The sequence below is a fragment of the Bacillus sp. FDAARGOS_527 genome, from assembly GCF_003812125.1.
Taxonomy (GTDB): Bacteria; Bacillota; Bacilli; order Bacillales; family Bacillaceae_G; genus Bacillus_A; species Bacillus_A paranthracis.
Map to the genome: position 1 here is coordinate 397,651 of NZ_CP033795.1, position 15,898 is coordinate 413,548.

Here is a 15,898-nt window from a genome sequence, read left to right on the forward strand (position 1 = left end):
GGGAGGCTACCGTAACTGGCAGCCTCTTTCTTTTTGCGTAGATTGTCACGTTTTGTCGGTAAGTCGATATATTTTAAAAATCGCTGATATATTTCGAGTTGCGGTCGATATATTTGGAAAATCGCCGATATATTTCGAGTTGCGCTGATATATCTGAAAAATCGCCGATATAATTTTATATACGATAAAATCACAGGACATCTGCCTCTTATAAAAGAATATACATATTCAAAAGGAGGCGGATCGAAATGAAAAGAGTAATGTACGTTGTATTATTGCTCAGCTTCGTTATTGGAATAGCAGCTTGTAACGATGAAACGTCCTCAAGTCGCATACTTTTATCGATTGGAAAACCAGCGAAAGATAATGTTATATATTTTACGCATACAGATAACAGACGAAAGATACAGGAAATACAAGACATGTTTCAAAATAAGAAGTGGAAAAGAAATGAAACATTCAGCACTGTTAATAAGACACCAGATGTCGTCTTTTCAATAGATGAAGACAATGCAGGGTTACCAGCACTATATGTTACGGTGTATTTTCATGAAGATGGAGCGGACGCGATTAACTTGTTTGGAGAGCATACGACGTTAAATAAAGAGGAACTTACTAAACTGAGAGAAAAGATGAGTGCATATTATCCTAAAATGATTTTTGGTCTAGTTTCATAAATTACTTGCAAATAAAATTCCCTTATCCTTCCAAAGTAAATGAAGAGGAGGTGATCTGTTTATATGCAGTTAATGGAATAACACTTGCCACTTTAATTTTCTTTTAATATAATTAATTTAGAATTTTTAAATATTCTAAATTTTATAAAGGTGGGGTTTGTGTGAATCTCGTTCAATCTTTGGCTGAAACGGCGAAAAAGAAGGGGGATAAACCGGCTTATATATTTATGGATCAGTCGGTCTCATATGACCAATTAAACAAAATGGTCACAAGGTTTTCTAGCAATTTAGCAGAAATGGGCATTGGAAAAGGGGACAATGTTGCATTAGTTGTTGGAAATTCACCACATTTTTTGGTCGGTTTATACGGAACAATGAAAGCGGGAGCAACTGTTATTCCAGTTAATCCAATTTATACAGCAGACGAAATGCATTACATTTTACAAAATGGAGATGTAAAAACAATCATCGTACTCGACGTCCTTCTACCTGTTATACAATCTCTTACAACAAGACTTCCTTCACTTGAGAACATCATCATATGCGAAACCTCATCAGATTTTAACCATACAGAAACCGAAAAAATGAAAACGTTTACTACAATGATAGGGGCTGGAGATTTAACTTACGAAGGCCCAGAACTAGATGAAGAAGATGTAGCGGTTATTCTATACACTTCGGGCACAACTGGAAAACCGAAAGGCGCTATGTTAACTCATAAAAATTTATATAGTAATGCGAGCGATGTGGCGTCGTATTTACAATATACGGCTGATGATCGCGTCGTTGCGGCATTGCCGATGTTCCACGTATTCTGTTTAACAGTGGCGGTCAATGCACCAATTGTGAACGGAGCGACCATTTTAATGTTACCGAAATTTAGTCCGAAAGAAGTATTCCGTATTTGTCGCACGTATGAACCGACGATTTTTGCCGGTGTACCGACAATGTACAATTATTTATATTTATTCGAAGAAGCGAGCGCAGAAGATGTGAAGACGCTTCGTCTTTGTATTTCAGGTGGTGCTTCAATGCCTGTTGCTCTTCTACAAAACTTTGAAAAACGTTTTGACGTTATCGTTTCAGAAGGATACGGTTTATCAGAAGCATCACCAGTTACTTGTTTCAACCCGCTAGATCGCCCGCGTAAGCCAGGGTCAATCGGTACAAATATTTGGCATGTAGAAAATAAAATTGTAAATGAACTTGGGGAAGAAGTACCTGTTGGTGCAGTTGGGGAATTAATTGTTCGCGGGCCTAACGTTATGAAAGGATATTATAACGCACCAGAAGATACAGCTGCGACATTGAAAGATGGCTGGCTGTATACAGGAGACTTAGCAAAAATGGATGAAGAAGGTTACTTCTATATCGTTGATCGCAAAAAGGATATCGTCTTAGTTGGCGGTTATAACGTATATCCTCGTGAAGTAGAGGAAGTATTGTACATGCACGAATCAGTGGCGGAAGTTGTCGTAATCGGTGTTCCTGATGAAAACTTAGGAGAAGCAGTGCGAGCGTACGTCGTTCTGAAACAAACGAACGTAACAGAAGAAGAACTTATGCATTACTGCACATTACATTTAGCAAAATATAAAGTACCAAAGAGTATTGAATTTTTAACAGAACTGCCGAAGAATACGACAGGTAAATTGCTGAGAAGAGCTTTGAGAGAAAAAGCGATGCAAGTTTAAATATAGGGGCAACCATCTTTATGAAGATGGTTGCCTTTCTATTTTTTAGCATTGGTTAAGCTATGGTGCCATATATTTAAACCGTAATATGACTAATAAGGAGGAGATATAAGTGGAACAGAAGGAATTACGTTTACGGCGAGTACAATATCTTATTTGTGACATTATGGATGAAATGAATGCGGAAAGTGAGAAGAAAAACTTAGAGATTTTGCAGCAAGTCATTGATCACCTTTCAGGAGCGATAGGTGATTTAGTGGATCCATCAAGCTCTTATTCTATCGATTATTTAGAGAGGAAAGTTCATACAGCGCATTATTTACTTTTTAAAAATGAGCGGAAAGCGTACTTATGTAGGAAATAATAGTATTATTTTCATTTGACATTGATAATCATTATCAATATGATAGTTGTGTTAAGTATATTTATATAAAGGGAGATGTCATATTGATAATGATTAAGAAAAAATATATGAATGCATTTGTTATAGCAGCAACGTTAGTAGTTCCATTTAGCGGTATGATGGCACCGATTGCGAAAGCAGAAGCGGTAGTAGAAATGAAAGCAGCTAGCAAATTAGCAGATGGCACGTATGACGTTATTTTAAAGACTTATAAAGATCAAACGAATGATACATCAGTTGCTTCTACATATTTAAAGAATGCAAAAGTAACCATTCAAGGTGATAAAAAAATCGTTACGTTAACAGTTCAAGATAGTAGCTATTTCCAGTATCTTAGAGTAGAAGATCCAAAAAAATTAGGGACATTCCATGATGTAAAAGTAATTTCCGAAGATAAAGCAAATAACGGTACGAAAGTTGTTCAATTTGAAATTGATGAGTTTTCGAAAAAATATAATATGCAAATGCATATATTAATTCCAGCAATTAAATATGATCATACATATCAAGTACAGTTTGAAATCGATGCGAGTGCAATTGAACAGAAGCCTAAATTCTCTGACGTACCAACTTGGGCACAAGAGTCAGTTCAATATTTAGTAGATAAAGGAGCAGTACACGGTAAGCCAGATGGTACGTTTGCACCAGCTGAAAATATTGATCGTAGTTCCGCTGCAAAAATAGTAGCAACTGTTTTAGGGCTAGAAATTAAGAAAGATGCAAAGCCATCATTCCTTGATGCACAAAATCACTGGGCAACGCCGTATATTGCTGCTGTTGAAAAAGCAGGTATTGTAAAAGGTGATGAGAGGGGTAACTTTAATCCGAGCGGGTTAATTAACCGTGCATCAATGGCTTCTATGTTAGTAAATGCATATAAATTAGAAAGAAATGAAAATATAAAACTACCGAAAGAATTTGCTGACTTAAACAATCATTGGGGTGCGAAGTATGCCAATATTTTAATCCAAGAAAAGATTTCAATTGGAACAGATAATGGATGGGCTCCAGATAAAGCGGTAAGCCGTGCGGAAGCAGCACAATTTATTGCGAAGGCGGATAAGTTGAAGAAATAAATGAAATAGAATGAGAAATGAAGGCGCACAACGTTCACTTTTGTGAATGGATTGTGTGCTTTTTTGTTGTGGGTTTCATTAATGGGATAGAGGTAGATAAAGTATTGCCTCTTTGGATAAGGGGGAATACTTTATTTCAATTTAGAAGAGAGAATAAAGGAAAAGTTTGGTTTGATAATATTCGTTTACTAGAAGGAAACGCTCTTATTAAAAACGAGTACGACAACGACGGAAATGTTATTGCCGCGTATGATGAAGAAGGGCAGAAGAATACATTCACATACGATGCATCAGGAAATAAAAAGAGCGAAACCGATGAAAAAGGAAATACAAAACTATATGATTACAACAAAGATAATCTATTAACGAAGGTTACATTAAAAAATGGTACCTCTGTAAATTATCGTTATGATCATAATGGAAACACAACAGAGAAATCTGTCATGTTTGGTGGGAAAACACAAACACACAAATATGAGTATGATGTAGATAACAAAAATACAGTGTATATCGACGCGTTAAACCGTCGTATTGAACATACGTATGATGAAAATGCAAACAAGATTAAAACGAAAATGCCAAATGGTTCTATCTTAGAGTCTGTATATGATACAGCTGATCGCGTTGTTGGTGAAAAGCGCAACGGAAAAGATTCATTTACATTTGAACGTGATCAAAATGGACAAGTTACGAAAGTAAAAGACCATGTCAATGGCGTAGAACGTACAAAAACATACGACAAGGCAGACCGCGTTACAAGTGCAACAGATAGCCGAGGCGGAAAAGTTGACTGGGCATATCACGACAAAGCAAACAGTAAGACAGAAAAATTAAAAGAACAAACAGTAACGCAAGGTGGATATACAAATAAAGTATCGTATGACTACAACACGTTAGATCAAAACATTCGTGTAACAGACGGTTCTCAAACGTATCGCTTTGATTATGATGATCAAGGAAACGTTCGTACGTACACAGCTGGAAATGGTTCAGGTTCTACATTCAACTATGACCATGCGAACAAAATTAAAGATTTAGTAGTAGGTACATCAAACAGTATTCTACTTTCTGAACGCTATGAATATGACCAAGCGGGCAACCGTACGAAGATTAAACATGAAGGTACGGGTGGAAAAGTAACAGAGACAAACTTTGTATATGACCCGATTAACCAATTATTAAATGAAGCACTACCAAACGGAACAACTAAATCATACACATATGATGGATTTGGCAACCGTACAAGTGTGAAAGTTGTAGAGAATGGAAAAGAAACAAAGTCTATAGCGGCAACATTCAATGAAGGAAATCAACTTGTAAAATTCGGGAACGAATCGTTAACGTATGATGCGAATGGAAATCGTACATCAGATGGAAAGTACAAGTATACGTGGAATGAAAATGACCAAATTGTAGCCATCACAAAACAAGGTGAAAGCAATGCATTTGCAACATATAAGTATGATGAGGATAATCGTCGTATTGAAAAGAGTGTAAATGGTCAAGTAACACGCTACTTCTATGACGGAGACAGCATTAACCCATTATATGAGACAGATGGTAGTGGAAATGTACTTCGTCAATATGTATACTCTGTAGACGGTTTACGTTTGGCTATGAAATCGAATGGACAAACGTTATACTATCACTATAACCCACGTGGTGATGTCGTTGCGATGACAAACCAGGATAAAGAAGTTGTAGCAACATATGAATATGATTCATGGGGTAACGTATTAAAGAGCGACGTAAAAGGTGTTGCAGCAGACAATCCATTTGGATATGCGGGATACATGTATGATAAAGAAATTGGGATGTATTATCTGATTGCGCGTTATTATGATCCAGAGCATGGTGTGTTCTTATCGGTGGATCCTGATTCAGGTGATAGTGATGATCCGGTTACAATGAATGGGTATACGTATGCGGATAATAACCCGGTAATGAACATTGACCCAGATGGGCATTGGGCAATGGCTGCAGGCATATATTTCGTACCAGGTTTGGGACAAGCGGCATTATTAGCAACTATAGCGGTTGGTGGTGCATATGCGGCTTGGCGTATTGGTGCAAAAATCAGAGTCATGCAGGCCCGTAGTAAACCATCTGGACCAGACCCGAAGGCAAAGGGAAGTCCACATACAAGATATAAAACTAAAAATGGAAAAGTGACTGAATACGCAACTTATGGACAAGGAGGAGTGTTGAGGAAACAATTTCGTGGAGAAGGAAAACCGCATGGTGATGTTCCACGACCAAATGTTAAAACTAAAAATCAATACAATAGAAACCCTATAACTAAGAAGAAGTATCCGAAAGAAAAAGTGAGAAAACCATTTAAAAAGGAATATCCAAGAGGGTATTAAAATGAATATAGTTATTGAAGAATACTTGTATTCATAACAGGAAGGAGGGATGGGCATGAAATATTATAACGGTGGATTTATGATAATTTCATATGAAAAAGAGCTTATTTATCAAACTTGCATAATTGAGGGGCTTTCCTCGATTATTTTAACAATAAGTAATAGCGTACGGCCAACATTTCCTGATTATTGGTTTTTCCCTTGGGCCAATACAAATGAAAATGAATCGATTACTAAACTAATAAACTCAAGATTAAGGATCAGTAAAGAGGAGCATGAACAGGCGCGATGTTTTTTAGATACATTGATAGAGGAAAAAAGGTTCTCCTGGCCCAATGTTTTTAGGGATTTAGAGGATGCTAGATTTTTTAAGAAAAACTATTTAAAGGGTATAGAGGATTTGGAAATTGTTAGTTTAAATCTTTCAGAAGAGTATCGGGCGGATTTTTTATTGAATGAGCGAGAAGAGAATGATTTTGATTGTTCTATATATCATTTTATGGAAGATGCATTGCCATTCTGTATCAATAACGATGAAATGTTAGGTTTTGATATATGTGGCTATAGTAACAATAATTTTTATTCGTTTATTCATAATAAATTACAGACGGATTTTAGAAAGTATGGTAAGAATTTAAATGAATTATCACTTATCGCTAATTATGAGGATGCACAATATGTTATTCATTTAATTGATAATCAAAAGATAGAGGCGGAAGAGATATTGTGGTATCCTTGGTTAATTTTGAGGTGCTCATAATTTATAAAGAAAATATAAAAGATTTTTAGGGTTATATAGGTTTTGAGAGAGTAAGATATATTGTTTGTAGATAAATAAATTATAATTGAGGGTAAGCGTCAAACTTATTAAAATTAAGGGATTTTGACGCTTATTTTTTTTATATGGAGTTTGAGAGGGTTATAATCTGTTGTGGATAAATGAACTCTGGTTATGTAACCTCGCATATTATAAATGTCAACTAGATAATATGCGAGGTTAAGTTTGTATGAAAAGGATTTTATATAATTTAAACTTTTTTCCTACAATATTTTAATTTCCTAGTTCATACTTAAATTGAACATAAACACAAATGGCGTAGAACGAAAACATACGACAAGGCTGACCGCGTTACAAGCGCAACAGATAGCCGAGGCGGAAAAATTGACTGGGCGTATCATGATAAAGCAAACAGTAAGACAGAAAAATTAAAAGAACAAACAGTAACACAAGGCGGATACACAAATAAAGTATCGTATGACTACAACACGTTAGATCAAAACATTCGTGTGACAGACGGTTCTCAAACGTATCGCTTTGATTATGACGATCAAGGAAATGTTCGTACGTACACAGCTGGAAATGGTTCAGGTTCTACATTCAACTATGACCATGCGAACAAAATTAAAGATTTAGTAGTAGGTACATCAAACAGTATTCTACTTTCTGAACGATATGAATATGACCAAGCGGGTAACCGTACGAAGATTAAACATGAAGATGCAGGCGGAAAAGTAACAGAAACAAACTTTGTTTATGACCCAATTAACCAATTATTAAATGAAACATTACCAAACGGAACAACTAAATCATACACATATGATGGATTTGGAAACCGTACAAGTGTGAAAGTTGTAGAGAATGGAAAAGAAACAAAATCTATAGCAGCAACATTCAATGATGGGAATCAACTTGTAAAATTCGGGAACGAATCGTTAACGTATGATGCGAATGGAAATCGTACATCAGATGGAAAGTACAAGTATACATGGAATGAACATGACCAAATTGTAGCTATTACAAAACAAGGTGAAAGCAATGCATTCGCAACGTATAAATACGATGAAAACAATCGTCGTATTGAAAAGAGTATAAATGGTCAAGTAACACGTTATTTCTATGATGGAGATAGTATTAATCCGTTATATGAGACGGATGGTAGTGGAACTGTACTTCGTCAATATGTATACTCAACAAGTGGTACGCGTCTAGCGATGAAATCAAAAGGACAAACGCTATATTATCACTACAACCCACGTGGTGATGTCGTTGCGATGACAGATCAAAATAGAGAAGTTGTAGCAACGTATGAGTACGATTCATGGGGTAACGTATTAAAGAGTGACGCAAAAGGTATCGCAGCAGACAATCCATTTGGATATGCGGGATACATGTATGATAAAGAGATTGGTATGTATTATCTGATTGCGCGTTACTATAACCCAAATCATGGTGTGTTCTTGTCTGTGGATCCTGATCCGGGTGATGAAGATGATCCGGTTACGATGAATGGGTATACGTATGGTGATAATAATCCGGTGATGAAGGTGGATCCGGATGGGCATCTTGCATGGTGGATCGCTTCTGGAGCTGTTGGTGGAATTGCTAATGTGGGCAGTTATGTAATAGGGCATTATGCAAAACATAAAACTTTAAAAGGAATGAATTATAAAAGACTGGGTAAGGATTTCCTTTGGGGGGTAGCCGGTGGTATTATAGGAGGATCAGGAGGTCATGTTGCTAGGCATTTAGGCAAAGGAGCTCGTTTATTTGTTAGTACTCATACAGCAGTACCTGGGTATGCTGTAGCGAATGCTGGAAGTGGTGTACAAAGAAAAGGGCAAAGTGGTTATAGTGGAAAAGGTATGGCTCGAGATGTAGCATATTCTATGACTGGAAGTAAAGGTTATTTAGGATTAACCTTTGCTACTGCATATCGTGATAATCGTTCTACTAAAAATGTAAGTAGTAAGAAGAAAAATACAAAAAGTAATAAAAAGGCTGCTAAAAAAAGGCGAAGATAGTTTTTAATAGAAAATTGAGGTTAGTATATTAGTTAGAAGTTATTTTATTATTATGAGTAAGATGAATGTTTATGAATAATATCCATTAAGTGAAAATATATTTTTCACTTAATGGATAAGGTCCTTTAAAAAATAATAAAGTAGGAGAGATATATGGAAGACATTTTTTTTATGGTACTATGTTTTTTTATAGCCTGTGGAATTATAATTTTTGGAATTATAATAGATAAAGAAACTTTTAAAAAGCAGCGTGTTAACTCACTGTTATTTTCTTTATTAACACCATTCCCAATCGTACTGTCTTTCAGTTTTTATTTGTTTAAGATATTTTCAATCGGTGTAGGAGTAGCTATATTATATTCGATCTTTTATGATGTATATAGTTATTTTGGATTATAACTTAGTGTGTAAGTACTTGAGAGGTTAAGGAGAAAATAATTATTGATGATAATATAAGAATTTAAAAAGAAAGAAGAGCTGAAATGCAGTGTCCCCTGTCAAGTAGACAGGGAGCACTGCAAACTTTTAAGCTCTTCCTTTTTTATATGTTATAAATTAGGATATTCTTTAGAAGTGCTCTATACGGCTGAATGTACATCACAGTTTACGATAATATTCAATTATATATAATTGAAATAAGATCTTTATAAAACAGTATGCATCTAATTTTTAAATGGGGTATTTTTGGGGGAATACATTGTACAACGTGAATATATCGCTTTTTCCTTAAAAGGAGCTTGAAAATAAGTGGGATAACAGTAATCAGCTATACGAACGAGCTAGAAGGAGAAACCATGGACACATACATCGAAATACACAAGCCTGCAACGGAAAAAAACGAATATTTTCTAGTGTTGGATGAACATGATAATTTTGAAAATGATAAAATCCTGAATTTGTTATCAAAAATTAATAGATATATAGTTGATGTTGATACAAGCATGGAACAATTTATGAAAACAATGATGTCGAAATTTCATTTATATATTTTAGTGAATTGTGAAGGGATTCAAGAGGAATTAACAAAGGTGCAAAATTACATTTGGGAAAAAGAATTAAAAGAGTTAAACTGGAAAAAGTCGATTGTGAAGAGCACAATTTTAATAAACCAGTATGATCCTGCAACTGATATTTTCGATGTGATTTCTCCTGTATGTATGGAAGGGAGCCTCATGTTCCTTTTCTCTGAAAAAGAAGTAAACGATAATGAGTTAGAGAGTATCATAAAACATATAAATTTTGATCGGACAAGAGTATATTTCAATAAAGAAACAATTGAACTGGCGGGGGAAATGGGGTATATAGTAGGGCATTTTGAAGATGAGTATTATGTAGTATCTTTACGTTCGGAAAAGCAAGTATTTGTTTGTTATGCGGAAGAACGTATTATGGATTAGAATGAAGCCGCAAAACATGAAGTTTCTACATTGAGAATGAAAATGCACCTGAATTTTTGGGTGCATTTTTTACAACCTTTATGTGTAGAATCAATGAGAGGATTTTATTATTAGAAGAAAATAGTTTCAATGAAAAACAGTTAGAGTGTTATAGGAGAGAATAAATGGAATCAGTACTATTCAATGAATTAAATTATACGTTACAAATCGGGAGAATTCGTATGTTTATACCGGATTTTAGTTCAAAAGAATATATCATTTTTGAGGATTTAGCCGGGCTTTTAGATTTAGAGACAAATTATGATGCAATGGTTTTTATACGAAATCAAGTTAAAGAAGCGGGAATAAAAGGTAAAGTCCGTTTTGATTCAGAGAGCGATTGTGTAGAGATATATTCAACAAATGGAAAGAAAATGTTACAAGTTGCGATTTTGGTGAATAAGCTTATAGACGAAGAATTTACATTTGAGAATAAAAGAGAGTATGAACAGTTCATTGAATCTTGGAAACGACCTAAAAAGCAAAAATGGAAAGTTGGGGATGTATTTTCTATCTCTTTACCAAATGAAACATATTTTTTCGGACAAATTGTTGAATTGATGGAAGACGTGTTTCCTTTATGTGTTATATTCGATTTGCATTTGAAAACAGTGCCTACTAAAGAGGATATTGATAATGCTAACATTTTAACAGCATTGATGCTTAATGGAATGGTATTTGACGATTATACTCTTAAGGTTATTTTTGATATGGAAATAATGGGAGAAATCAATGAAAACACTAGGAGAAATCCAGTTCGAAATGTGACTTGGTCTACTTCTCATTTAATAGATTTCTGCATGGAATACAAGTTAGAAAAGAAACAAAAGTTTGTAGAAGAGATATCCGCTAATAAAAATTTTGTAATTGAGTATAACTGAAGGATAACAACTGTTATCCGTATTATAAAGTGGAGGCAAATATATGAATAAATTAGGGTTTAGAGTTATTCACGGGGAAGAGGGATATAGCCATTATTTTGGTGGAGAAACTTGGAAAGTTCCTATATGTCCGCAATGTAATGAACAAGTGCATCAAATATTTACCTTTGATTTGAATGATTCTAGATTAGAGGAACTTAAGACAGAAGAATTAAGAGAGTTGCCATTAATCACTTGCTTAAATTGTTCCTTATATGAAGATATACAAAATTTCAAAATAAATATAATGGAAAGTTCTATACATACCATTACTCAAAGTGAGATGTTTGATTGGAAGTATGAATTAATTGATAAGATACCAGTTCCTTTGCCAAAATATGATATGAAATTAGTAACGATGGAGAATTATGATGTCCCTTGTGATGAAGATGAAAATGACCAAGCTTTAGATGCTATGGGAAGAGATTATATTTGTAGAATAGTTGGAGCGCCCCTATACATAGAAGATTCTATAGAGGCAACGTGTCCTTGTTGCTCGAAAAGTATGAACTATGTGGCTATGTTGACCGGAGAAGATTATGGGAATGAAGGGGGACTTACAGGAGGAATAACGTTTCAAATAGGAGAGAGTTTTTTATATTTCTATCTATGTAAAGAATGTTTAATCATACAAACTTCCATGCAGAGCACTTAAGTTTGTTCCGCGGTCTGAACGGTTTATTTGAATGAGAAGAGAGAGCGCACCATTTATAAATGTAGAAAAAGAATAAGGGATAATAGAACTTTTATCAATGGTTTGAGTTACGTTAGGATGTATAAAAGAGGTGGTATCAATGTTAAAACGAGAGCCTTCAAAGCTCGTAATAGAGGGGAATCAATTTTATATACCTTGGGTGTATTGTGTCATACAGGATAACTGTATTGTTGTGGATTCTAAATCTCGAAAGTTACAGTTTAAAATTGTATGTCCAACATATAAGACTTTAGTAGAAGATGATTATTTAGATATATATTTAAATAAGTACCCTGATTTTATTCATAAGGAACAAAGTTATTACTATAGAGAGTTTAATTTTCAAGAATCGGAATTTAATATAGAGGGAGAAACTTTTACGGTCCTTAATGGAAACATTCGAATTAGTTATTTATCAATAAGGACTTTTTCTATAGCAATGGAATTAGAATTAAGAGCGAGTAATGGTTTAAGAACGATGGCTACTTTATATTTATATCCCCTTATTAAGGAATCAGTAACGAGTGAGAGAAATATGTACTTTAGCAATCTTATTCCTAAAATAGTGAAAGAGGCAGGATCGCCGGTGGGTTCAATTAATGGAAAACCGATAGAGGAGCTAAGTCTTGAAGATTTTTCTTTTTCATCCATTTGGGAATGGGACTTAGAAAATGAAAGCTTTGAGTATCAAGATGAATCTTGGATTAGACCATCAACTGTTAAGAGTATATTTGAATTAGATAATACGGATGTCTTTATAAAAGCAGACTTATTATTAGAGGACGATGATAGTTTATACAAATGTATTTTAAATATAGATGTAGACCAAATAGCGCAGACTTTTTCTGTTATAGAAGGGGCTGCATTTATAAATGAAGAGTATATCGATTTGAGAGATTTTTTATTCAATCCAAAAGTAAATATACAAAAGATAGTTTTTTATATTCAAGATCAAACATTTGAAAAGATGAGTCCAATAAATTATAGAAAGCAACAATGGGATTTAACATTTTCTTGGAGTAAGTAAGGTGAAGTATATAAAATTATAATGGAGGATAAGCGTCAAACTTATTAGAATTAATGGAGTTTGACGCTTATTTTTTATGTTTAGAATCAATGAGAGGGTTTTTTATCTATATGAAAGATATCGTATGCAAAGAGTTCATCAGTTTTAAGTCTATTGTTGAAGCTTATCAATTTAGAAAAAATGAACGTGGACTATAAACAAAATATAATTTTATTAGTACAAGATCATCAGGATCGCCCTTGTATTATTTATTTGGATAAAAATAATGGGAGTATAAGTAATATTAATTTAAATGTGGATATAGATGTTGAATCTGTGATATGTATGCAGCGAATCGGAGAGAGATGGCTATTTATATTTAATTATGAAGATAAGAATGCAGTTATTTATAATCCAGACGGAAGTGAATATGTTGAGTTTTATGCCGGAGAAGAAATTACAATAGAGTTATTTAATAGTGAAGAAATAGAAGAAGGACAGGTTGGATACAGTATTACCGATAATGGGGAAAGTTTAATGAGTAATGAAGAAGGATCTTGGCAAGAAAGTTGGATTGTAATTGGCTTAGATTCATATATAGGAGATCCTATTTTTGTAGATACTAAAGATATAGGGTGTGCAGTGTACACTGCTGAACATGGAGAGGGAATGTGGACTCCCGTGCTTGTAGCAGAAAGTATAGAAAAGGTAATTCAAGTGGTTAAGGAGAAAAAATTGCTGAAGAAGGTGATTCAAAAGGTCATTAAAAATGCTCTTTTGGAGACACCTTCTTTCTTTATCTAGACAGATGGCTCGCAAACGTATCGCTTTGATTATGACGATCAAGGAAATGTTCGTACGTACACAGCTGGAAATGGTTCAGGTTCTACTTTTAACTATGACCATGCGAACAAAATTAAAGATGTAGTAGTAGGTACATCAAATAGTATTCTACTTTCTGAACGATATGAATATGATCAAGCAGGTAATTGCACGAAGATTAAACATGAAGGTACGGGCGGAAAAGTAACAGAAACAAACTTTGTATATGACCCGATTAACCAACTATTAAATGAAGCACTACCAAACGGAACAACTAAATTATACACATATGATGGATTTGGAAACCGTACGAGAGTGAAAGTTGTAGAGAATGGAAAAGAAACAAAATCTATAGAGGCAACATTCTAATAAGTTTTACTTCATATATGTCGCTCTTGGGTTACAAAATTAATATAGTGATATTCGTTTTTTTAGGAATTAGTTTGTTTTTAGCTGGTATTTTTGAAAAAGAAAAGTAAAGTCGATTCGGTGTATTTCAAAATCTAAACAAATAGTTTGATTTTGGGATACACTTTTTAATTTTGAATAACTTATTACTTCTATAATCTGATTTTTTATTGTATGTTGCTATAAACAGGCTCTTATATATTTACATAAGAACCCGTTTGCATGTGTATCACTGTTTTATGTACAATAAAAGAAAAGCATCTTATGAGATGGGGAGAGGAAAACCCATGTCCAATCAACAATTAGTAAATTTACGAATTGATTTCGCTTTTAAACAATTATTTGGTACAAGTGGAAATGAAGACATTCTAATTGCTTTTTTAAACGCAATGTTACGAGATTCTTTAAAATCGCCAATTGTTGCGTTACAATTAGAAGATCCACATTTGCATCGAGAACATGAAGAAGATAAATTATCGATATTAGATATTTTAGTTACATTAGATACAGGTACGAAAGTAAATATTGAAATTCAGTTGAATAATGCTCACAACATGATTAAGCGCAGTTTGTATTACTGGGGAAGGTTATACACATCCCAACTTCAAAAGGGAATGCCGTATAGTTCTCTTCGGAAAACCATCACGATTAATTTGTTGAATTTCGTTATGTTTCCTGAATATGAAGCATTCCATACAATAGGAATCCTATGGAATCAACAGCAACAGAAAGTATTGAGTGATGATATTGAAGTTCATATTGTAGAGTTTCCCAAACTTATGCAACAGTGGCGGAATGAACAAGTAAATCCCTGGGAAGATTCATTTGTTCGTTGGTTATTATTACTCCCAGCGAATGAAGATGAACAATTAACCCAAACATTGGAGGATATTGCAATGAACCAAGATCCGATTTTACAAAAAGCAATGAATAAATGGGAACGTATGAGTCAAGATTCTTCTTTTCGACAAGCGTATGAAGCAAGGGAAAAAGCTCTGATGGATGAGGCAGCAAAGTATGCACATGCCCGTAAGGAAGGGATTGAAGAGGGGAAAATACAACTCATTCGTGGTATGAGTAAAAATGGAATGTTGATAGAAGATATTGCAAAGTTTACAAATTTACGCATAGAAGAAATACGAAACATTTTACAAGTCTAAAAGAGTTATGAAAATAAGGGATGTAAAAGTGTTGATTTAACGACATTTTTACATCCCTCTTTACGAAAGTGAAAGATCTTGTCAACGGTGTAGAACGCACGAAGACATTAGCATTTGAAAAACGACACATGAAACAAACATCTCAAGAACCAATAGAACAACTCAATACTTCTAATTTTACACAACAATTCCCCGCTAATTCATTTACACTCTATGATGACAAATAGCATTGGAGCAATATATTCCTATAGGGGAGTGTAAAGCATCTTTTTTAGTAAAAAGGGATATTTATATGAAGAAAAAACTAGAGATATTGAAAAAACACTAAAAGAATTTTAACCTGGGACAGCAGAGGAAATGAATGGTGAAAATTAAATGAAAAATAATTTGTAGAAAGAAGAGCTGATATCGGCTTTTCTTTTTTATAAATATCT

Annotated in this window: 13 protein-coding genes and 1 pseudogene; all 14 read left to right on the forward strand. The window is 34.2% G+C overall.

Going from position 1 to position 15,898, the window contains the following annotated elements; all coding sequences use genetic code 11:
• The first annotated feature begins 248 nt into the window (after positions 1-248).
• The 14 genes and pseudogenes from EGX95_RS04345 to EGX95_RS04415 all read left to right on the forward strand — a co-directional run bounded on the left by EGX95_RS04345 (position 249) and on the right by EGX95_RS04415 (position 15,464).
• Positions 249-677 carry a hypothetical protein gene (locus tag EGX95_RS04345; RefSeq protein ID WP_000832616.1) on the forward strand — a complete coding sequence of 143 codons (429 nt, stop codon included), beginning with the start codon at positions 249-251 and terminating at the stop codon, positions 675-677.
• 161 nt (positions 678-838) lie between these two features.
• On the forward strand, positions 839-2,371 hold the full coding sequence (locus EGX95_RS04350) for a fatty acid--CoA ligase family protein (RefSeq protein WP_001055180.1): 1,533 nt from the start codon (positions 839-841) through the stop codon (positions 2,369-2,371).
• Positions 2,372-2,483: 112 nt separating this feature from the next.
• Positions 2,484-2,735, forward strand: a complete 252-nt coding sequence (locus EGX95_RS04355) for a hypothetical protein (RefSeq protein WP_000435468.1) — start codon at positions 2,484-2,486, stop codon at positions 2,733-2,735.
• An 89-nt stretch (positions 2,736-2,824) separates the two neighbouring features.
• A complete protein-coding gene (locus EGX95_RS04360) occupies positions 2,825-3,850 on the forward strand; it encodes an S-layer homology domain-containing protein (RefSeq protein WP_000592124.1) in 1,026 nt (341 codons plus the stop codon).
• 17 nt (positions 3,851-3,867) lie between these two features.
• Positions 3,868-6,216, forward strand: a complete 2,349-nt coding sequence (locus EGX95_RS04365; RefSeq protein ID WP_002080942.1) for an RHS repeat-associated core domain-containing protein — start codon at positions 3,868-3,870, stop codon at positions 6,214-6,216.
• Between the two features lie 55 nt (positions 6,217-6,271).
• Positions 6,272-6,976, forward strand: coding sequence for a hypothetical protein (locus tag EGX95_RS04370; protein ID WP_000878667.1), 705 nt, complete (start codon positions 6,272-6,274; stop codon positions 6,974-6,976).
• Between the two features lie 527 nt (positions 6,977-7,503).
• Complete coding sequence (locus EGX95_RS04375; RefSeq protein ID WP_000129428.1) at positions 7,504-9,018, forward strand: RHS repeat domain-containing protein; 1,515 nt, start codon at positions 7,504-7,506, stop codon at positions 9,016-9,018.
• Positions 9,019-9,812: 794 nt separating this feature from the next.
• Positions 9,813-10,415 (forward strand): hypothetical protein, encoded by a 603-nt coding sequence (locus tag EGX95_RS04385; RefSeq protein WP_000382053.1) that lies wholly within the window; start codon positions 9,813-9,815, stop codon positions 10,413-10,415.
• Between the two features lie 164 nt (positions 10,416-10,579).
• Positions 10,580-11,335 carry an Imm26 family immunity protein gene (locus tag EGX95_RS04390; protein WP_000446714.1) on the forward strand — a complete coding sequence of 252 codons (756 nt, stop codon included), beginning with the start codon at positions 10,580-10,582 and terminating at the stop codon, positions 11,333-11,335.
• 43 nt (positions 11,336-11,378) lie between these two features.
• Positions 11,379-12,029 (forward strand): hypothetical protein, encoded by a 651-nt coding sequence (locus tag EGX95_RS04395; RefSeq protein ID WP_001037219.1) that lies wholly within the window; start codon positions 11,379-11,381, stop codon positions 12,027-12,029.
• Between the two features lie 139 nt (positions 12,030-12,168).
• The gene (locus EGX95_RS04400; RefSeq protein ID WP_000919184.1) at positions 12,169-13,095 is read left to right on the forward strand and encodes a hypothetical protein; all 927 of its coding nucleotides are present in this window, start codon (positions 12,169-12,171) and stop codon (positions 13,093-13,095) included.
• A gap of 324 nt (positions 13,096-13,419) precedes the next feature.
• The gene (locus EGX95_RS04405; protein ID WP_002027198.1) at positions 13,420-13,878 is read left to right on the forward strand and encodes a hypothetical protein; all 459 of its coding nucleotides are present in this window, start codon (positions 13,420-13,422) and stop codon (positions 13,876-13,878) included.
• Positions 13,879-14,262 (forward strand): annotated as a pseudogene (locus EGX95_RS04410) (hypothetical protein); the annotation flags it as partial.
• A 329-nt stretch (positions 14,263-14,591) separates the two neighbouring features.
• Positions 14,592-15,464, forward strand: a complete 873-nt coding sequence (locus EGX95_RS04415; protein WP_000070889.1) for an Rpn family recombination-promoting nuclease/putative transposase — start codon at positions 14,592-14,594, stop codon at positions 15,462-15,464.
• The last annotated feature ends 434 nt before the right edge of the window (positions 15,465-15,898 follow it).